Genomic DNA, 19,675 nt, shown 5'->3' with positions numbered 1-19,675 from the left:
GTCTGCATCGTGATCTGGGTAAAACGCATTTTCTTGTGGCTCATGGGCCTCTTCTTCCTACTGCTCATCGGCGTCAGCCTGTTGGGCTTCACCCATCAGGGCAACAAGTGGCTGTGGCAACAGGCCAGAGCCGCGCTGCCCTCCCTCAAGGGGGAGCTGGTGGCGGGGCAACTCGGGTATGGCTGGACCTTCGAAGGGGTTGGCTGGCAGGACGAGCTGGTGGATGTCACCGTGGAGCGGGCCGTGCTGGACTGGGATCTGGGCAAGCTCCTGCAGGGCAAGCTCTGGATCAAGTCTCTGGCGGTGACTCGCCCCGTGGTCCGGGTGGCGGAGTCCGAGCCGGTGCCGGAAGAGCCGTCGGAGCCCTTCGTCTGGCATCCGTTGACGCTCAAAATCCAGGTCGACAGCCTCAAGGTTGCCGATCTCGATGTGGCTGTGCCCGGCGTGACGATCACCCTCAAGGATCTGGACATTGGCGCCGCCCTGGATCGCGCCGGGCTCATCGTGCGCGGCCCCGTGCTCGATGGCCTGAACGTGGTGGTGGCACCCTCCCCGGTGGAGGCGGCCAGTGACAAGGGCGCCAAACCGGCGGATGAGAAAAGCGCCACCCTGGCGGCCGGCGAGCGCAAGGCTGCCCCCGGTGACAAGACGCAGGCCGCAAGCAAGCCCGAGCCCATGGTGCTGCCGGCGGTGCGACTGCCTTTCCCCATCCAGCTGGAGGGGCTGAAAGCCACGGCGTTCCGTTATCAGCAAGGTGAGCTGGTGGAGGGGCTAGACAACCTCTTGCTGTCGGCCACCGCCGAGGAGGAGCGCATCGACATCCGGGAGCTCTCCTTGCGCCATGCCATGGCGGATCTGACCTTGAGTGGTCAGGTGCGCCTGCACGAGGATTACCCCCTCGCCCTGACTCTGGATGCCAAGGCGCGTCAAGGGCTGCTGGACGGGGAGCTCAAGGGGGAGCAGGTCAATCTCGTCCTGGACGGTTCTGTGGGCAAGCTTGGGCTGGCACTCAAGGCCAAGGGGCCGGTGGGCGCCAATCTCAAAGGATCCCTTGCGGCCCTCGACCCGGATCTGCCCTTCGATCTGGCGCTGGACTGGAAGAGCCTCTCCTGGCCCCTACACAAGCCTGCCAAGGATGAGCCCAGCTATCGGCTGGACAAGGGTACCCTGAGCGCCAAGGGCAAGCTCTCCGGTTACCAGTTTGCGCTCAACACCGCCGGCAAGGGGACCGATGTGCCCCCCTTCAAGGTGGCCCTCTCGGGCAAGGGGGATCTCAACCAGCTGAGCCGTATCGAGCTGCTGCTGGGGGCCCTCAAGGGGGAGCTCAAGCTCGACGGCAAGCTGGCCTGGAGCAAGGGGGTCCAGTGGCAGGGGACGACCGAATTCAAGGGGATCAACCCGGCGGAGCTGGTGCCCGAGATCAAGGGGGCACTGGCGGGCAAGATCACCAGCCGTTTCGATCTGGATGAGGCGGGCCACTGGCAGCTGGCCCTGCCCGAGCTCAAGGTGGATGGCAAGCTCAACCAGTATCCTCTGGCCTTGCAGGGCAGGCTCAGTGGCAACGACAAGATGGAGTGGACCATCCCGGCCCTGGCGCTGCAAAGCGGCCCCAACCGGCTGCAGGCCAAAGGCTCGCTCACGACCCAGGCCTGGAAGCTGGATGCGGATCTGGATGCGCCCAAGCTTGGGGGTATCTACCCGGGTCTGGGAGGGGACATCAAGGGCCAGGTGCGCGTCACCGGCAACCAGCAGGCGCCGCGCGTGAATGCCGATCTGGTGTCGGGCCGACTCGCCTACGCGGGCACCGTCCTCAAGGAGACCGTCATCAAGGCCAACGCCCTGGTCGGTGAGAAGCCCGCCGGTGAGGTGGGGGTGACGGTGGCGAGCCTGGCGCAGGGGGAGACCAAGCTCTCGCAAATCGCCCTGAACCTGAGCGGCGATCTCGAGCGCCACGGGCTCACCTTGACCATGAAGGGGGATCCCCTGGCGGCAGACCTCAGCCTGAATGGCAGCCTGCGCGGTGACCACTGGCGTGGCGCCCTTGCCGAGCTGAAGCTCAAGACCCCCCTCAAGCGCTGGTCGCTGGCCGCCCCCTGGTCTCTGGACCTGGATCTGCCGAAACAGCAGTTGACCATGGGGGATCTCTGCCTCGCGTCCCAGAAGGCCAGTCTCTGCGTCAAGGGGAGCCGGATAGCCCAGTCCCAGGGCAATCTGGAATTTGCCCTGAACGAATTTGATCTCAAGCGGCTGCGCCCCTGGTTGCCGGACAATTTCCGCTGGCAGGCGGTGCTGTCGGCCGACGGGCGCGCCAGCTGGCGCGGCAACCAGCCGACCCTGCATGCCACCGTGCGTACCACGCCTGGGACCTTCGTCGCCGACGAACTCAAGACCGACTACCAGCGCCTCGAGCTCGGGATCGATTTCGAGCGCCAGCAGGCCGCCATCCGGGTCGATTTCGCCTCCGAGCAGATAGGCAACATCGACACCGATCTGCTGATCCGGGATCCCGCTGGCCGCGGCAACCTCGGCGGTCAACTCAGGTTTGACGATCTGAAGCTGGCGACCTTTGCGCCCCTCATTCCCGAAGTGCGCTCCCTGCAAGGGGTCATCTCGGCGGATGCCCGCTTCGACGGTACCCTGGCTGCCCCCCTGCTGTATGGCGAGCTGAACCTGAAGGAGGGGGAGGTTCAGACCCACTCCGACATGGTGACCCTCTCCAAGCTGGTGACCCGCCTCAAGATAGAAGGCAACCGGGCCGAACTCGACGGCTCCATGATGGTGGGCAAAGGCCCCCTGGTGCTGGGGGGCTGGCTGAGCTGGGCCCAGCAGCCCGTGACCGGCAGCCTCACCATTCAGGGCAAGGAGCTGGAGGCCCAGTACCCGGGCATGGGCCGGGTCAGGGTGACACCTGACATCGCCATCTCTCTCGGGGAGGAGACCAGGGTGACCGGTCAGGTGGACATCCCCTGGTCGCGCATCCTGGTCAAGAGCCTGCCAGACAGCGCGGTAGCGGTCTCCGATGACGTCACCGTCATCTACGACGATCTGCCGCCGGTCCCCAAGGCGGCACCGCTGCCCATGGAGATCAGGCTCGCCATCCGGCTCGGGGACGACGTCCGCCTCGAAGCCATGGGACTCAAGACCAAGGTGGGAGGGGCCCTCAACATTCGCCAGGATCCCTCCAAGCCGCTCTCGGGCAACGGGCAACTGGAGCTCAGGGACGGGCGCTTCAAGGCCTATGGCCAGAACCTCATCATCAAGGAGGGGCGGATCCTCTTCTCCGGCCCCATCGATCAGCCCTATCTCAACATCGAGACCTATCGGGATCCGGATACCATCGAGGACAACGTGACCGTCGGGGTGCGGGTGACGGGGCCGGCCACCAAGCCGAAGATCACCGTCTATTCCGAGCCGCAGATGGCGCAGTCCGAACAGCTCTCCTATCTGTTGCGGGGCAAGGGATTGCAGACCAGCGGCGAGGATGGCGGCTTCAACGGCCTGCTGGTGGCGGGGGCCGTGAGCCAGGCGAGCGGCGTGGTCTCCAGCATCGGGGAGTCCCTCGGCATGAGCGACGTGGCCCTCGATACCGCAGGCAGTGGCGATGACACCCAGGTGACCCTGTCGGCCTACCTGCTGCCCGGCTTGCAGTTCCAGTACGGGGTCGGGGTGTTCAGCCCCATCGCCGAATTCAAGCTGCGCTACGAGCTGATGCCAAGGCTCTATCTGCAGGCCATGAGCGGGGTGGCCCAGGCGGTGGATATCTTCTATCGCTTCACCCTGTAAGGGGCGCGGATGACAAGACAGATGCCTGGGGAGACGTTTATCCCCCTCTGCCCGACCTGCTGATGACAGCTGTCGCCAGCAGGTTCGGGGTGAGAGCGTGCATATATTGACGGGAGGCCTGGCCTCCCGTTTTTTTGTAGAAGAAGGGGATTTGTGGAAGGCAGAAAAGCGAAAACCCGGCACAAGGCCGGGTTCTCTGAAAGATGGTGGAGGGAGAAGGATTCGAACCTTCGAAGGCAGAGCCGTCAGATTTACAGTCTGATCCCTTTGGCCGCTCGGGAACCCCTCCACGGGGCATGACCTGATTGTGCGCACTTGAATGGTGGAGGGAGAAGGATTCGAACCTTCGAAGGCAGAGCCGTCAGATTTACAGTCTGATCCCTTTGGCCGCTCGGGAACCCCTCCCCAAGTGCGAGGCGCATACTAACAGATCTGTCGCGCTTGTGAACCCCTCTGCCGGGATTTTTAATGCTTAAAGGATCGGGTTGATGGCCGATAAGCAATGAAACCTTCATTTCCAAGATTTATCTCATGCTGCCCAGTGCGATTCGTGACCGCTTGCTCGTGGATGAGGCCCAGTTGGGCCAACGGCTCAATCAGGATCTCCGTGCGGGGGACCGTGCCGACTTCAGGCTGCATCTGGCGCTGCTGACCGATGCAGTGGAAGAGCAGCCCTGGTTTGATGCCCCGCCCAAGCCTGCGTCGGGTGAGATGGATTGGCGCTCCCGTTTCGGTCTGATGCCCCGGGCGTCCCTGCAAGGCGGGGTGGAAGAGAGCGATGCCACCAGCCTCAACGAGCGTCTGCAACAGGGCGGGTGCATGACGGATGTGAGACTCTGGCTGGCGCTGCGCTCCCCGCCACTGGTGAGCCGAACGCCCGCGCTGGATCCCGCGGTGTACGACAACCTCTCGGCACTGGGTCGTGAGCGATGGCAGGCCCGACCTATGGGCGCTGACCCCAGGGAGGAGGCTCCGCAGATGATGTTGCCGCTGCTCGATGAGCTTGCGCAAGGGGTGGATGCCAGGCTGCGCTGGCTGGGGTGACGGTACGGTAGAATGCAAAAAGGCGGGATAACCCGCCTTTTGCTTTATGAATGGTGAAGCTTGTCAGGCGTCTGCTTCGTCCGGTTGGGGCACTTCCTTGCCGGCGGCACGACGGGCGATGGGTTTTTCCGTGTGACGGTTGAGCTGGCGTTCCAGCTTCTGGCCCAGGTCCGTGATGGCGGCATAGAGATCCTCGTGCTCTGCCTGCGCAAACAGTTTGCCGTTGGGAATGCCGATAGTGGCTTCGACGATATACATCAAACGCTCTTTGGAGATGATCACATGGGGTGTGATAAGAGGCACCTGAAGACGCTCGAGCTTTTCAAAACGGGATTCAATGCGCTCGCGGATGGCTGGGGTGATGTCGATGATTTTACTGGTCATTTCGATTTTCATAATGGCCCCCTTCGGGTCGTCTTGCTTGTGTCTTCACCTCCAGATTACCCATGTCGCCAAATCAAAATGTGATCTGCGTCACGAAAAATACCCTTGGGAATCCCGCTGTCCATAAATTGTGAGCTTTTCCCGTTTCATGCCAAAAACCGCTTGAGCTCAGTGAAACAGGCAGGCTATATCAGCAAATAGGATCGTTTCTGTCCCCCCTCGGCAGCGCCTTGTGTCGACCCGATGTTTGGTTTTTGCCGCATAGTCTCGAATTTTCTCCACCCACATCGCCTCATCGCATCGCAACATCATTGCCATGCGCCGGTGGAGATATGCGCGCAAACGGATATGCTTTTCTGCAGGAGTCGGGGTGGATAACGTGGTTGTAGTGGTTGGAGTCGTAGATGAAGCAGCAAGCCACCCAGATGATGTGGTTTTATGATCGGCAGCATGGGCAATGGAGCCTGTCTGATCATGTCTCTTGTGAACCCTGGGCAGGGGAGGGAGCCCACCCCTGGGCCACCCAACTTGAGCGGGAAGATGAAGCGGGTTTCGCCGATTTTCTTGCAAGACTCCACGATTCCGGCCAGCCTGGCCAGTTCATCGGTCACCTGCGCGATGAGGACGGCAAGGTACACCATGCGCTCTGGTACGGCCAGTATGTGCCTGCACAGGGGCTCTGTTGTGGCTGGCTTGCCCCCCTCGAAATGATGCATCGCGAGATGGATCGCGCCGACTCCCCCGCAGGCGTGACACCGCCGCTTCCCATGTTGCAGGCCCCCTTGCTGGCCAAGCTGGCGCAGGCGCTTTCCGCCAAGACGGGGCTCGATTTTTGCCAGACCCTGGTCAACGAACTGGCCCATATCCTGGGAGCCACTGCCGTCTGGCTGACGGAGCGGGTCGGTCTCGACAGGCTCAGAGTGCTGGCGAGCCACGGCATCGACGTCAAGGAGTATGCCCTCTGTGACATGCCCTGCCAGCAGCTCTATCGCCAGGGGCCCTCCAGCGCGGTCCCCGTGAGTGAACCCCTGACCGGGTATCCCGATCTGCCCCCGGGCCAGCACTATTACGCCCAGCCGCTGCTCGATCGCAACGGTCAGATCCTGGGCCATCTCGCCCTGTTGTTCCCGAGCCAGACCCGGACCACGGATCTGGACTCCGTCCTGACCATCTTCTCGGTGCGCATGGTGGCCGAGCTGGAGCGCCTGCAGAGCGACGCCCTGATGCGGCTGTCTGCGGTGGCCTTTGAATCTCACGAAGGGATCATCATCACGGATCCCGAGTTCAAGATCCTGCGGGTCAATTACGCCTTCAGCCAGATCACCGGCTTTGACAACCAGGGGGTGATTGGTCTGCACCTTGGCAACGATCTCTGGTCGGGGCTGGGAGGGCTGGGTTACGAGCTCAATGCCCTGGATCGCTGGCAGGGGGAAACCCTGCGCCTGCACGCCGACGGTCACGCCTATCCCCAGTGGGAGATCGTCACGCCGGTGCAGGATGAGAAGGGGGGGATCAGCCACTATGTCATCTTCTTCGAGGATATTTCCGAGCGCAAGGCGGCGGAGCGCCGCATTCAGGATCTCGCTTTCTATGACGAGCTGACCGGCCTGCCCAATCGTCGTCAGCTGCACGAAACCCTGACCCAGGCGTTCACCGATGCAAATCGCAGTCACCTCATCGGGGCCCTGCTGTTCATCGATCTCGACCACTTCAAGACCATCAATGATTCCCTGGGTCACGCCACCGGCGACTGGCTGCTCAAGGAGGTGGCCAGCCGTCTCAAGCGGCTGGTGCGCCAGGGGGATTGTCTGGCCCGTCTCGGCGGTGACGAGTTCGTGTTGTTGCTGCCAGCGCTCTCCATCAGCCCGCCCCAGGCGGAGATGCAGGCCGACCTCATCGCGGAGCGGCTCATCGGGGAGATCGCCGCCCCCTATGATTTCAGAGGCCAGGTGCTGCACATCGGCGCCAGTGTCGGTATCACCCTCTTCCCCGGTCGGGAGCAGGAGGCGGGGGATCTGCTCAAGCAGGCTGACACCGCCATGTATCAGGCGAAATCGGCGGGCCGCAAGACCCGGCGCTTCTTTGATGCCTCCATGCAGTTGCAGGCCGACCGGCGTCTGCACATTCACAACGAGCTGCGCAGTGCCCTCGACAATGGGGAACTGACTCTCCACTACCAGCCCCAGCACATGGTGGCGGGGGGGGAGATCATCGGTGTCGAGGCGCTGATCCGCTGGCAACCCCCCGGGCGTGCTCTGGTGTCGCCCGCCGAGTTCATCCCCATTGCCGAGGAGACGGATCTCATTGTCGACATCGGCAACTGGGTATTGCACGAAGCCTGTACCCAGTACGTCTCCTGGGAGGAGAGCGGGATCCACGTCCCCCAGCTATCGGTCAACGTGAGCGCCAAACAGTTCCATGCTCCCGACTTTGTCGATCGCATTCACGACGTGCTGGCGGCCACCGGCATGGATCCCGCCTGCCTCAACCTGGAGATCACCGAGTCGGTGGTGCTGGGTCATGCGGAAGACACCATCAGCAAGATGGCAGAACTCAAGACCCTGGGCATCAGCTTTGCCATCGACGACTTCGGGGCGGGGTACTCTTCCCTGAGCTACCTCAAGCGGCTGCCGGCGGACGAGCTCAAGATCGACCGCTCTTTCATCCAGGACATTCCCAAGGATGGTGACAACATGGCCATCGTCGAGGCCGTGATCGCCATGGCCCGCCACATGGGGTTCAACGTGACGGCTGAGGGGGTGGAGTCCCGCCAGCAACTGGAGTTTCTGCAGGCACAGGGCTGCCATTTCTTCCAGGGATACCTCGCCTCCAAGCCGCTCCCTGTTCCCTACCTTGAACGCTATGTCAGCCGCCAGGTACGCGGTGATCGCCCCGTCTGCACCGATAAAAATAGTGTGGCGTAGCCCCCGTGCTTAGCGGGTAGAATGAAGGTATGTCACCACCGCACTTTGGCGGTGGTTATGCCTTCAAGGGGAGAATGCCATTCGTGAAAGTCGTGCAGGGAATCATCTTGTCTGCGCTCTGGATGCCGGGGCTGTTGGCTCCTGCCTTCGCGCAGACCATGGAGCAGTCTCTCTATCGCCAGGCCCATGAGGCCGTGCGTGCCAATGATCAGGTCAAATTCAGCCAGCTTCGGGCACGCCTGATCCACTATCCGCTGCTGCCCTATCTGGATTACTACCAGCTTGCGTTCCGTCCCGGGGCGGCAGACTACAACGATGTGACCCGCTTCATCCGCCAGCACGGGGACACCCCCCAGTCCAACCGACTCGAGCGCAGCTATCTCACCTATCTTGCCCAGAGCCAGCAGTGGTCCCAGTTCCTGCGTTTCTATCCGGCCAAGCCAAGCTCCACCGATCTGCTCTGTCAGCACTATCAGGCCCGCTACTACACGGGGCACCAGAGTGAAGCCCTGCAGGAGGCAGGCAAGCTCTGGTTGAGCGGTCAATCCAGGCCCGATGCCTGCGATCCCCTGTTCCAGCTCTGGCAGCAAGCGGGTCTGCGTACTCAGGAGAAGATCTGGGAGCGCATGAACCTGGCTTTCGAGGCCCAGAACCCCAACCTCATTCGCCACCTCGGTGCCCAGCTCGGCAGCGGCATGAAGGGGTATGGCGATCAGATGATCGCCCTGTATGACCAACCCGTGCGGGCGATGAATCCGGCCAACTTCACGGCGGCGCCCCCGTCGCGGCATCTGCTCTCCCTGGGGCTGGCCCGCTACGCCAATCAGGAGCCCGACGCGGTTCTGCGCCAGCTGGGGGAGATGACCCGTCGCTTCGGCCTGAACCATGCCGAGGTGAGTAGGGTGGAGAAGGCGGCCGCCCGCCGCCTGTTGCTGGACCGATCTTCTGACCAGCGCGCCTGGCTGGATACGGCTCTGGTGCGGCTCAAGGATCCGGAGCTGGTGGAGCTGCGGGCCCGTCTTGCCATCTGGGAGCAGGATTGGCGCGGCCTCGAAGGCTGGGTCAAGCGGATGCCCATGGGGCTGCAAAAAGAGGATCGCTGGCGTTACTGGATGGCGCGTTCGCTGGAGAAACAGGGGCGGCAGAAACCGGCGCGGGACCTCTATCTCGAGACTGCAAACCTGCGCGGCTTCTACGGCTTCATGGCGGCCCAGCGCACCGGTGTGCCCTATCGCATGAAGAACCAGAGCGTGGCGCACAAGGTGCCGGACTGGCAAAGTGCCAGCCGCCGCTGGCCCTTCCTGCTGCGGGTGCGTGAACTGCTGGCGATGAAGGAGATCACGGCGGCCCGCTCTGAGTGGATCCACAACATGGATCGCAACAGCGTGGCCCAGCGCCTGGAGTTTGGCCACATCGCCCTCAACCAGGGCTGGCACGAGCTGGCGATCCTCTCCAGCATCCGTGCCGAGGCCTGGGATGCGCTGGACCTGCGCTTCCCGCTGCCCCTCAAGCGCACCTTCTCCCAGATGGCACAAGAGCGCACCATGAACACCAGTCTGCTCTACGCCATCTCCCGTCAGGAGAGCGCACTCTATCCCCTGGCCCAGTCACCGGTCGGGGCGCGGGGGTTGATGCAGCTGATGCCTGCCACCGCGAAAGAGACGGCCGGCAAGCTTGGGGTGCCCTATCGCAACGAGCAGCAACTGTTCGACCCGGCCATGAACATTCGTCTTGGCAGCGCCTACCTCAAGCGCCTGCTGGATGTGTATGACGGCAACCGGATCCTGGCGGCGGCGGCCTACAATGCGGGTCCTGGCCGGGTCAAGCGCTGGCGCGAGCAGAGCGACAACAAGCCGATGGATGTCTGGGTGGAGAGCATCCCCTATCGGGAGACGCGCAACTATGTCCAGAACGTGCTCTCTTTCGATCTCATCTATCAACACAAGCTGCAGCAGCCCTTGCGTTTCATGTCGGAACGCGAGCTGAATCACGCCTATTGAGTTCGGGGGCAGTCGTTGTCGCGGCTGCCTCCCATTCTTGCCCCAGAATGGTTATCATCCCTTAAGCTTTGTTACAAAAGGAAACCTGCCAGGTGATCGGGCGCCGCGTCTTGGTCTGTCAGGTTCGATACAATGCCCGATCATCACTGACAGGCTTTTCCAACAAAGGAATCGAGAGTGGCAACGATCAAAGATGTGTCTCAGCTGGCGAATGTCTCCATTTCGACAGTGTCTCGAGTGATCAACAACACGGCGCAGGTGGCGCCCGAGAAGCGCGAGGCTGTCCTCGCGGCCATGAAGGAACTCAGCTTTCGTCCAAACAGCTTCGCCCAGGCCCTGGTGAGCAAACGCTCCAACTGTATCGGTGTGCTGGTGGGGGATCTGTGTGGCGGCCCCTTCTTCGCCCAGATGATGCGCGGCATCGAAAGCATGGTCGACAAGGCGAACAAGTTCACCATCGTGGTGTCCGGAAACCACGACGCGACCCGTGAGCGGCACGCCATCCAGGCGCTGCTGCAGCGCCAGTGCGATGCCCTGATCCTGCACAGCAAGGCGCTGCCTGACGAAGAGCTCAGCGAGCTGGCGTCGGGCACGACCCCCATCGTCTTCATCAACCGTCAGGTGCCAGGCTGCGAGGATCGCTGCGTCTGGCTGGACAACCAGGCCGGCATCACCACGGCTTGCCAGCATCTGCTGGACGCGGGACATCGCAAAATTGCCTTCGTCACCTCCGATGACGAGGAGTTTGTGGATGGTCAGCAGCGGATGGCCGGCTATCGCTTCGCCCTGCAACGGGCAGGTATCGAGCTGGATCCTGCCCTCATCGGCCGTGCCTATGCCGATGAAAAAGGTGGCTATGTGGCCATGAGCGAGCTGCTGGCGCGCGGCGTCGAGTTCAGCGCTGTGCTGGGTTTCAACGATGCCATGGTGGCGGGGGCCATCTCCTGTCTGCTGGAGCGGGGTTACAAAATACCCCAGCAGGTCTCTGTGGTCGGTTTTGATGACATCCCCTATGCCCGATACATCTATCCCAAGCTCACCACGGTACGTTACCCCATCGAGGAGATGGGAGAGCGTGCCGCTGAGCTGGCCCTGAGGCTGCTGGATCACAAGCCGGTAGAGGGGCTGGCGCTCAAATTCGAAGCCGAACTGGTACGGCGGGAATCTGTGGCCTGAGTCATGAAGTTGGCCCCGTGCGGGTCGACTTTTTTGCAAAACAGTGAAAGCGCTTTCAGAAATCCTTTTCAACTGTGATCCGCTTCAAAGCTTTTTGACCGCGCTGCCACTAGGATAGGCCCACGAATTAGGAGCGTGCGCTCCCGATTTTCCCGCTGTGGGAGGTAACCGGTTAATCCGGCTATTTCCTTCGTTACTTTCGACGGTCATCATTGGATGGCCGTTTTTTTTTGTCAGGATCCGGGTATGACGAACGAATTTGAGTATCAGACGGGTATCGTGGGCGCCGGCTGGCTGGGGTTGCCCCTGGCCAGGGCATTGCAAGAGCAGGGGCAATCTGTCGCGGTGACGGTCAGTACGGCCGAAAAGGCTGAACGGCTGCGGGGGGAGGGTATTGCCGCCTGGCCGCTGTTGCTTACCCCTGACATGGGATCACTGCCTTTTCGCTGTCATGACCTGGTGATCTGTGTGCCCCCCAGCAAGACCGGTGATTACCCGGCGTCCGTGGCCAGCCTGTGTCGACAGGCGAGGGAGGCGGGTGTTCAGAGGGTTCTGTTTATCAGCGCTACTTCGGTCTGGGGGGCCGGACAGGGGGAGGATGATACGCCCGCTCCAGCTCATGACAGAGGGACGCGGATGCGGGCGGCCGAGCTTGCCGTACTGGAAGGGCATGTTGACTGCGCCATGATCTTGCGCCCGGCCGGACTCTATGGTCCTGACCGTCACCCTGGCCGTTTTCTGGCGGGCAAGACGCTGGCCGGGGGAGGCCAGGCTGTGAACCTGGTGCATCTGGACGACGTGGTGGCCGCCTGTGAGCTGATGCTGGCCCGGGGGCAGGATGGGGATGCCTACAATCTGAGTGCCCCCGTTCACCCGCGCCGGGAGCAGCTCTACCCCTTCGCGAGCCGCCTGCTCGGACTGGTGCCGCCGCAGTTCGTTGAGCCGGCGGGGGAGTTTGCTCCCATCGAAGGTCAGCGCATCTGCCAGCAGCTTGGTTTCGTCTATCGCTGGCCGGATCCGGCCCACTGGTTTGCGGACGGGGCGGCCTTGAAGGGTTGAACGGGTCGTCGCCATCCGGGCCCCGGAGTCGGTCATCTGGCGTGCAAACCAGATATGGCGCGCGCTCCGGGACAATTGAGGTTTGCCAAGGGGGGGATCGCCCCCTATCATGCCGCCATCCATGATAAAGAGAGCGGTAATGATGGAAGAGACCAAGCGCCACCCCGATGGGGAGCTGTTGCTGAGAACCCTGGCAATGCCAGCCGATACCAACCCCAATGGCGATATCTTCGGTGGGTGGATCATGTCCCAGATGGATATAGGTGGGGGCATCATGGCCAAGGAGCTGGCAAAAGGGCGCATCTGTACCGTCTCGGTGGAGGGGATGACCTTCCACAGCCCGGTCAAGGTGGGTGACGTGGTGTGCTGTTACGGTCGCTGCCTCAAGATTGGTCGCAGCTCCATGCGACTCAAGCTGGAGGTCTGGGTCAAGCCGGTATTGCGGGAGAACGAAGCCCAGCGGTACTGCGTGACCGAGGGCGTCTTCACCTATGTGGCCATCGACGATCAGGGCAAATCCCGCCCCGTCCCGGTCTGAGTCTGCTCAGATGAGCCGGGCATTGATGATGGATATTTCCTGCTCAAGCCCGGTTTTTTGCCGTATCATGCGCTCCAGCATCTCTTCCGACCCCACGCACTGCCGGGTGTCGAACAGACAGAGATCACATTGGGGATCCCGCCTGATTTGATAGACGGTGGAAAGCTCCACTTGATGACAGGTTCCCTGTTGATCGTAAAATGTCACGCGGTACTGGTGCTGTCTCGCCATCGTTGAATTCCTTCTGGATGAGTCGGGCCGGACACGAATAATGAGACTAGTCGGCGACCGTGGCCTGTGTGAGGGCCATGTCGTCTTGCAGAGGCAGGTGATTGTTAGCCAATGAAAAATAGTTATCGGATTCTGGGAACGTCCCTGCTGACGTTGGGGCTGGTCGGTTGCTTCGAGGTACCGGATCAAGATCATCTGGTGACTGCGGCAGGTATCATACCTGGCGCAAGCTGTGACAGACCGCCTCTGGTGGCGCTCGCCTCCACGGCCTTGCCGAGGGAGTTTGGCATCACCGTCTGGAACCTCTACAAGGGACAACGCAAGAACTGGCGGGAAGGGCTGGATGAGTATGCCAAGTCCCAGGATCTGGTGCTGCTGCAAGAGTCGGCGACCCGGCCCGAGATGCTGGACTGGCTGAAGAGAGGCGATTTCCAGTGGCAGCAGTTGCAGGCCTTCACCCAGGGAGGTGTCTCCTTTGGCGTGATGACGGTGGCGAAAACGCCGCAGGCGTTTGTCTGTGGCGTCCGTTCCCCCGAACCCCTGCTGCGCATCCCCAAGTCAGGTCTGGTCAGTCTCTATCCCTTGCAAGGGGATCCTGACGGCGTGCTGGTGGTGAATCTCCATGCGGTCAATTTCGAACTGGGCATGGCGACGTTCCGCGAGCAGCTCAACGATCTGACTGCATTGATCCATCGCCACCAGGGGCCGGTCATCCTGGGTGGCGATTTCAACACCTGGAGCGACAAGCGCGCGTTCTGGTTGAACAAGCTGGTGGGTGAGCTTGGTCTGCAGGAGGCCATACCTGTGCCTGATCTGCGTCGCACCGCTTTTGGCCGCCCGCTGGATCACCTCTACTATCGCAATCTGGATCTGGTGGAGGTGAGTTCACCGGCTACCGATGCCTCTGACCACAACCCCATTCTGGCGCGCTTTGCGGCCCAGGCCATCACTCCCTGAGTCATCCCTCAGGGGAGAGCGGCGTAGCCGCTGGTTCATGCAGACAAAAAAATACCCCGCATCAAGCGGGGTATTTTTTGGATTGCGACGAGCGATCAGCTGTTGTTCTTCACGAACAGAGTCAACTCCTGACCCGGCTTGAGATAGTCACTCTTGCCGAGCTGGTTCCAGCGCATCACATCGTTGACGGCGACCTGGAAGCGGGCTGCGATGGAGGAGAGGGAATCACCGCGGCGCACCTGATAGACCATGGACTTGTTGCTGCTCTTGCCCTGCTTGGGCCAGACCACCAGCTTCATGCCAGGCTTGAGGGCCGACTTGGCGTTCAGGCCGTTCCACTTGGCCAGGTCGGCGTGGGTGACCCCGTGTGCCTGGCTGATGCTCCACAAGTTGTCACCGGAGCGCACCTGATAGTTCACCTTGCCACCACTGCGGCTGGCGAGCTGCTGCGGCTTGCTCTGGGCAACCTGGGTTGCGCGCCCACCATTGGGGATGATCAGGCTCTGGCCACGGCGCAGGTTGTTGCCGCGCATGTTGTTGGCCAGCTTGAGCTGTTGCACGGTCACCCCGTGATTCTGGGCGATCCGTGACAGCGTATCACCACTGGTGACCTGATAGGAGCGCACACCACGGGTACGTTCACGCTGGGGCAGATCGGCCAGGGCCAGCTCCAGGGTGTCGGCGTACTCGACGGGGACCAGCAGGTTGTAAGGGCCCTGCGGCGAGGTCATGCCACGCTTGAGCGCAGGATTGAGCGCCTTGAGCTGGGAGGCGGAAACGCCAGCCAGCTGGGCGGCCACGTTCAAATCAATCTGACCACCGGTATTGATGGTTCGCAATTGCGGCTTGTTGGCCAGCACCGGCAGGGTGACATTGTATTTGTCCGCATTGCGGATCATGTCGGCCATGGCCAGGATCTTGGGCACATACATCCGGGTTTCGCGGGGCAGGTCCAGCGACCAGTAGTCGGTCGGACGACCAGCCCGTTCGTTGCGGGTGATGGCGTTGCGCACCCGACCTTCACCGGCATTGTAAGCGGCCAGGGTCTGCAGCCAGTCACCGTCGAAGAACCGGTTCAGGTACTCCAGGTAATCCAGTGCGGCATTGGTGGATGCAAGGACATCGCGTCGACCGTCGTACCAGTTGTCGTGGCGCAGGCCGAAATTCTTGCCGGTTGCAGGAACGAACTGCCAAAGACCGACCGCATTGCTGCGGGAGCGGGCATTGGGATCGAACATGCTCTCGATCATGGGGATGGTAATAAGCTCCATTGGCAGCTCACGCCGTTCGATTTCCTCTACCATCAGATACAGGTAGGGCTCAGCCCGGCTGGCAATGGTCGCCATATGCTTATCATTGCGCAACAACCAATCACGCTGTTGGCGAACCCGGGCATTATCGTGCGAGTCCAGCTGCATATCATCGCTGATACGCACCCACAGGTTATCAGTGTCATCCAGCTCTTCTATCTGTTCGTCGCCGAACAGCATCCGCGAAGAGTGTTTTTTGTACGTTTTCTTGCTGACTTGGGGGGATTTGATCGGCTCGATTGCCGTTACCGCCCGGTCATCCTGATGGCTCAGGTTTTGACAGCCGCTGAGAAACAGCGCTGCCAATAAGGCCGTTCGTAGCTTCATCTCGCTCAGGTCATCTGTGGAAAAACAGCTCGCATCATAAGGGGCAATGCCCCCCTGATCAAGGTTTGTTCAAAAAACGTCCTTCCAGGCTCGCAGAACAGCGAAGGTATCCTCTGGATTTTCCAAGCATTTAAGGGCGTATTTCTCAGCAGAAAATTTTACCGAGTCCTGCTCGCAGCGCAGAAAAACATTGAAATTCCGCTCATCTCCCAGCCGGGAGGGGAGACTCGGGAGGCCCTGCTGACGCAGTTTGCTGATCACGCCGATCTGCCGCTGGATCGCCAGGTTGTCGGGCTCGACCGCATGGGCGAAACGCAGGTTGGAGAGCGTGTATTCATGGGCACAATAAAGGAGGGTCTCATCGGGCAGTGCCGCGAGCCGTTGCAGGGAAGTGTGCATCTGTGCCGGGGTCCCTTCGAACAGACGGCCGCAACCGGCGCTGAAGAGGGTATCGCCACAAAACAGCATGCCCTGGCCGTAATAGGCGATGTGCCCCAGGGTATGACCGGGTACATGGAGGACATCCAGACTCAGGCCATGCCAGTTGATCTGATCCCCGTCGTCGAGCCATTGGCCGTGATGGTCCGGCATGGGGTCATGCTTGGGGCCATAGAGACGAGCGTGGGGGAAGTGTTGCAGCAACTCGGATACGCCCCCGACGTGATCGCGGTGGTGATGGGTCAGGAGGATGGCATCCAGCACCAGATCCAGCGCAGCCAGCCGTTCCAGCACGGGAGCGGCCTCGCCCGGATCGACGACCAGGCAGTGATTTTCATGACGGATCAACCAGATGTAGTTGTCGCTGAAGGCGGGAACTGTGATGACGGTATACATGGGTCGAGGTCTCTTGTGTTCTCTTTAAGGAAGGGATCTTATATAACTGGATGGCATTCGCCCCCGAGTTGGTCCCATTATGCAACTGGCACGTACCGAACAACAGATCGCGCTTCCGACCAGTTGGTCCGCACTGCCCATGGGGGACTGGGTGGCCGCCGAGCTTCAGGAGCGCCTCGACAACTGGTGCCCCCACCTCTTTGGCTATCACTTGCTCAAGATAGGAGCCCTGAGCGCCGAACTCTCCTGCGGCTGTTCCACCATTCGTCATCAAATCGGTGTCGCCCCCGGCGGACGGCTGCTGGACATCCAGGGGGATCCGCTCGCCTTGCCGGTGCGATCGGGGAGCGTGGATGCCTGCCTGCTGGCTCACTGCCTCGATTTCTCGCCGGATCCTCATCAGGTGCTGCGGGAGGCAGAACGGGTGCTGACCGACGATGGCTGGCTCATTGTCAGCGGTTACAACCCGCTCAGCCTGGTGGGGCTGGGCCACTATCTGCCCTTCATGCGGCGGCATCTGCCCTGGTCTGCCCGCATGTTCACGCCCGCACGGGTGACCGACTGGCTGCAATTGCTCGGCTGCGAGGTGATGTTCGACGAGCGGTTCGGTTTCTCCTTCATGGGCAGGCAGAGCAAGATCGGCTGGTGGCGGGAGAGTCTGGGGCGGGACTATTGCCGCTCCCTGGCGTCTGTTTACGTGATTGCCGCCCGCAAGCGGCGTTTCCCCGTGACACCGGTGCGTCGCCGCTGGCGGCTGCCGGAGTCGATGGCCGCGCCAGGAATGGCGCGCCAGGGCGGCTAGCAGGCATCAGGGCTGGTAGCCGCTGTCTTCGGCAAGCTGCTTGCCGCTGGCGGCCTCACGGGCCAGCTCGTCACAGCGTTCGTTTTCCGGGTGGCCCGAGTGTCCTTTCACCCAGAGCCATTCGATCTGGTGACGGGCCACTTCCGCATCCAGGGCCTGCCAGAGATCGACGTTCTTGACCGGCTGACGGTTGGCGGTCATCCAGCCCTTCTTCTTCCAGCCGATGATCCATTGGGTGATCCCCTGGCGCACATACTGGCTGTCTGTGGTAAGCCGCACCTGGCAGGGTTCGTTCAGGGTCCGCAGCCCCATGATGGCTGCCATCAGCTCCATCCGGTTATTGGTGGTCAATCGAAAACCTGCGGAGATCTCCTTGCGATGCTTGCCATAGACCATGACGGCACCATAGCCGCCGGGGCCCGGGTTGCCTAAGCAGGAGCCATCCGTGAATAAATCAATCTGTTTCAACATGAGCAATCAATCTGTTTTAGCGAGAGGCTTGGGGTAAACTAGCGAGTAAAACCGAAGTTTGACATGGATTTGATCATGAGCACACCCCAACTGAATCGCCAGATCATTCTGGATACCGAAACCACCGGCATGAACACCGCGGGCGGCCCTGTCTATCTTGGGCACCGCATCATCGAGATCGGCTGTGTGGAGGTGATCAACCGCAAACTCACCGGCAACCATTTCCACGTCTACATCAAGCCGGATCGGCTGGTGGACCCCGAGGCCATCGCCGTGCACGGCATCACGGATGCCTTCCTGGCGGACAAGCCCTCTTTTAGCCAGATAGCGGACGATTTCATCGAGTTCATTCGCGGCGCCGAGCTCATCGCCCACAACGCCCCCTTTGACGTGAGCTTCATGGACTATGAGTTCAGCAAGCTCGGTCTGAACTTCAAGACGGCGGATATCTGCGGCATCACGGATACCCTGGCGATGGCGCGGGATCTCTTCCCGGGCAAGCGCAACAACCTGGACGTGTTGTGCGATCGCTACGGCATCGACAACTCTCACCGTACCCTGCACGGCGCCTTGCTCGATGCGGAGATCCTGGCGGACGTCTACCTCCTGATGACGGGTGGCCAGACCAAACTCAATCTCGCGAGCGAAACCAGCGAGAGCGAGACCAACCAGGATACCGGCATTCGTCGTCTGGAGAGCAATCGCCCGCCGCTCAGGGTGGTGCGCGCCAGCGACGAGGTGGCGGCTGTCCATGAAGCGAGGCTGGATCTGGTACAGAAAAAAGGAGGTGCCTGCCTGTGGCGGCAATGAGATCGCTTTGGGGGCTGCTGCTGCTGGCCTCCCTCCCGGCCGCGGCCAACGAGGTGTTTGCGCCTTCCGACATTCCTCTGCTCGACAACCGCTTTCGCATCGATTACGGCGTGAAGGAGATCACCTTCATCATCAAGCGCAAGCCGGGGACGCCCTCGGTGATCCTGGTGCGACCCGATGGCAGCAAGCTTTATGTGGGCAAGGTCAAGCCGCCCGACGTGGGCTGGTTGCCCCTCAAGGATCAGGATCTCATCACCATCCGCGACCCCATGCCCGGCCCCTGGCAGGCGATCGGAGAGGTGGCCCCCGACAATCGGGTGCGCCTGCTCACCGACATCCAGGTCGAGAGCGAGCCGCTACCGGCCCGCCTCTATCAGGGTGAGAGGGTCAAACTGCAATCCCGTCTGCTGATCGATGGCGCGGCGCCTGGGGCGGGTTACTACCTCACCGATCTGGGCATGACCGTCAAGCTGCAGCAGTTCAACGATGCCAGCCAGAGCGGCGATCCCGTGTTCGAGGAGACCCTGGGACGCTACATGGATGATGGCAAGGGGGTGGACGAAGTGCCGGGGGACGGTATCTTGACCGCCGAGGCGGTACTGGACGTCCCTGCGGGAAAATACCGAGCCCTCTTCAGCACCGGCAATGAGGTCTTCTCACGAGCCCAGTCACAGCAGGTGCTGCTCTACCCCTGGCCGGTCAGCTATTCCCTGAATCCCCCCTCCGGGGAGGGGGGAGCCAAGCTCTCTCTGGTCATCGATGTGGATGAACTGGATCCCGCCTCCGTGGTCATCCAGGGCAAGGCCGTCGACGGCGGGGGCAGTAGCATGACGTTTAACGAGGTGGCGACAGCGCCGCGTTTTGGCGTGGATCTCTCCGCCCTCAAGGCGGCAGGGCAGTACAAGGTGGAGGCCACCCTCTTTGGAACAACCCGGCTCGGTCGCGAGGTGCAACTGCAATTGCCGGCCAAGTCGTTCACCATAGCACCGCCTCCCCCCCCTCCCGCACCCTCTGCGGCCATGCCC

General features: G+C 61.6%; 17 protein-coding genes and 2 tRNA genes. 12 read left to right on the top strand and 7 right to left on the bottom strand.

Annotation, left to right across the window (positions count from 1 at the left end; translation table 11 throughout):
- Window positions 1-9: 9 nt before the first annotated feature.
- The gene (gene tamB, locus BN1120_RS17735) at window positions 10-3,783 is read left to right on the top strand and encodes an autotransporter assembly complex protein TamB (RefSeq protein WP_042017326.1); all 3,774 of its coding nucleotides are present in this window, start codon (window positions 10-12) and stop codon (window positions 3,781-3,783) included.
- Between the two features lie 204 nt (window positions 3,784-3,987).
- Here tamB and BN1120_RS17730 read toward each other — a convergent pair.
- Window positions 3,988-4,072: transfer RNA gene (locus BN1120_RS17730), tRNA-Tyr, on the bottom strand.
- 31 nt (window positions 4,073-4,103) lie between these two features.
- Window positions 4,104-4,188 (bottom strand) — tRNA-Tyr (locus tag BN1120_RS17725).
- A gap of 126 nt (window positions 4,189-4,314) precedes the next feature.
- Between BN1120_RS17725 and BN1120_RS17720 the strand changes: the two genes are divergently transcribed.
- Window positions 4,315-4,827 (top strand): VC2046/SO_2500 family protein, encoded by a 513-nt coding sequence (locus tag BN1120_RS17720; protein WP_042017324.1) that lies wholly within the window; start codon window positions 4,315-4,317, stop codon window positions 4,825-4,827.
- Window positions 4,828-4,890: 63 nt separating this feature from the next.
- Here BN1120_RS17720 and hpf read toward each other — a convergent pair whose 3' ends face one another.
- Window positions 4,891-5,223, bottom strand: a complete 333-nt coding sequence (gene hpf, locus BN1120_RS17715) for a ribosome hibernation-promoting factor, HPF/YfiA family (protein WP_010674126.1) — start codon at window positions 5,221-5,223, stop codon at window positions 4,891-4,893.
- Between the two features lie 392 nt (window positions 5,224-5,615).
- Here hpf and BN1120_RS17710 point away from each other — a divergent pair, with 392 nt between their 5' ends.
- The 5 genes from BN1120_RS17710 (at window position 5,616) to yciA (ending at window position 12,908) form a co-directional block, all read left to right on the top strand.
- Window positions 5,616-8,135, top strand: a complete 2,520-nt coding sequence (locus tag BN1120_RS17710) for a putative bifunctional diguanylate cyclase/phosphodiesterase (protein ID WP_042017322.1) — start codon at window positions 5,616-5,618, stop codon at window positions 8,133-8,135.
- Between the two features lie 83 nt (window positions 8,136-8,218).
- Window positions 8,219-10,135: a transglycosylase SLT domain-containing protein gene (locus BN1120_RS17705; RefSeq protein ID WP_042017369.1), complete on the top strand. Its 1,917-nt coding sequence runs from the start codon at window positions 8,219-8,221 to the stop codon at window positions 10,133-10,135.
- Between the two features lie 177 nt (window positions 10,136-10,312).
- Window positions 10,313-11,311 carry a LacI family DNA-binding transcriptional regulator gene (locus tag BN1120_RS17700; RefSeq protein ID WP_039038828.1) on the top strand — a complete coding sequence of 333 codons (999 nt, stop codon included), beginning with the start codon at window positions 10,313-10,315 and terminating at the stop codon, window positions 11,309-11,311.
- Between the two features lie 246 nt (window positions 11,312-11,557).
- A complete protein-coding gene (locus BN1120_RS17695) occupies window positions 11,558-12,370 on the top strand; it encodes an NAD-dependent epimerase/dehydratase family protein (RefSeq protein ID WP_042017321.1) in 813 nt (270 codons plus the stop codon).
- 139 nt (window positions 12,371-12,509) lie between these two features.
- Complete coding sequence (yciA, locus tag BN1120_RS17690) at window positions 12,510-12,908, top strand: acyl-CoA thioester hydrolase YciA (protein ID WP_029314261.1); 399 nt, start codon at window positions 12,510-12,512, stop codon at window positions 12,906-12,908.
- A gap of 6 nt (window positions 12,909-12,914) precedes the next feature.
- Here the strand turns inward: yciA and BN1120_RS17685 are convergent, their stop codons facing one another.
- Window positions 12,915-13,139 (bottom strand): hypothetical protein, encoded by a 225-nt coding sequence (locus BN1120_RS17685; RefSeq protein WP_010674132.1) that lies wholly within the window; start codon window positions 13,137-13,139, stop codon window positions 12,915-12,917.
- Window positions 13,140-13,250: 111 nt separating this feature from the next.
- Between BN1120_RS17685 and BN1120_RS17680 the strand changes: the two genes are divergently transcribed.
- Window positions 13,251-14,096 (top strand): endonuclease/exonuclease/phosphatase family protein, encoded by an 846-nt coding sequence (locus BN1120_RS17680; RefSeq protein ID WP_029314263.1) that lies wholly within the window; start codon window positions 13,251-13,253, stop codon window positions 14,094-14,096.
- A 95-nt stretch (window positions 14,097-14,191) separates the two neighbouring features.
- On the opposite strand, the gene BN1120_RS17675 is transcribed toward BN1120_RS17680, so the two are convergent.
- Window positions 14,192-15,442, bottom strand: coding sequence for a LysM peptidoglycan-binding domain-containing protein (locus BN1120_RS17675; protein WP_010674134.1), 1,251 nt, complete (start codon window positions 15,440-15,442; stop codon window positions 14,192-14,194).
- Here BN1120_RS17675 and BN1120_RS21815 point away from each other — a divergent pair, their 5' ends adjacent.
- A complete protein-coding gene (locus BN1120_RS21815; RefSeq protein ID WP_010674135.1) occupies window positions 15,443-15,715 on the top strand; it encodes a hypothetical protein in 273 nt (90 codons plus the stop codon).
- Between the two features lie 87 nt (window positions 15,716-15,802).
- Here BN1120_RS21815 and gloB read toward each other — a convergent pair whose 3' ends face one another.
- Complete coding sequence (gloB, locus tag BN1120_RS17670) at window positions 15,803-16,567, bottom strand: hydroxyacylglutathione hydrolase (protein ID WP_039038832.1); 765 nt, start codon at window positions 16,565-16,567, stop codon at window positions 15,803-15,805.
- 79 nt (window positions 16,568-16,646) lie between these two features.
- On the opposite strand from gloB, the gene BN1120_RS17665 reads away from it, so the two are divergent.
- On the top strand, window positions 16,647-17,369 hold the full coding sequence (locus BN1120_RS17665; RefSeq protein ID WP_010674137.1) for a class I SAM-dependent methyltransferase: 723 nt from the start codon (window positions 16,647-16,649) through the stop codon (window positions 17,367-17,369).
- Window positions 17,370-17,375: 6 nt separating this feature from the next.
- Here the strand turns inward: BN1120_RS17665 and rnhA are convergent, their stop codons facing one another.
- A complete protein-coding gene (rnhA, locus tag BN1120_RS17660) occupies window positions 17,376-17,840 on the bottom strand; it encodes a ribonuclease HI (RefSeq protein WP_010674138.1) in 465 nt (154 codons plus the stop codon).
- A gap of 75 nt (window positions 17,841-17,915) precedes the next feature.
- Between rnhA and dnaQ the strand changes: the two genes are divergently transcribed.
- Both dnaQ and BN1120_RS17650 read left to right on the top strand, forming a co-directional pair.
- Entirely contained in the window at window positions 17,916-18,650 is a 735-nt protein-coding gene (gene dnaQ / locus BN1120_RS17655; protein ID WP_039038833.1) for a DNA polymerase III subunit epsilon, read from the top strand.
- Window positions 18,647-19,675 (top strand): TIGR03503 family protein (locus BN1120_RS17650; RefSeq protein WP_042017319.1); only part of this gene is annotated, 1,029 nt, incomplete at its 3' end. The genes dnaQ and BN1120_RS17650, both read left to right, overlap by 4 nt.

This window comes from Aeromonas caviae (genome assembly GCF_000819785.1).
In the GTDB taxonomy this organism is placed as follows: Bacteria; Pseudomonadota; Gammaproteobacteria; order Enterobacterales; family Aeromonadaceae; genus Aeromonas; species Aeromonas caviae.
This window is presented reverse-complemented; position numbering and strand designations above follow the sequence as displayed.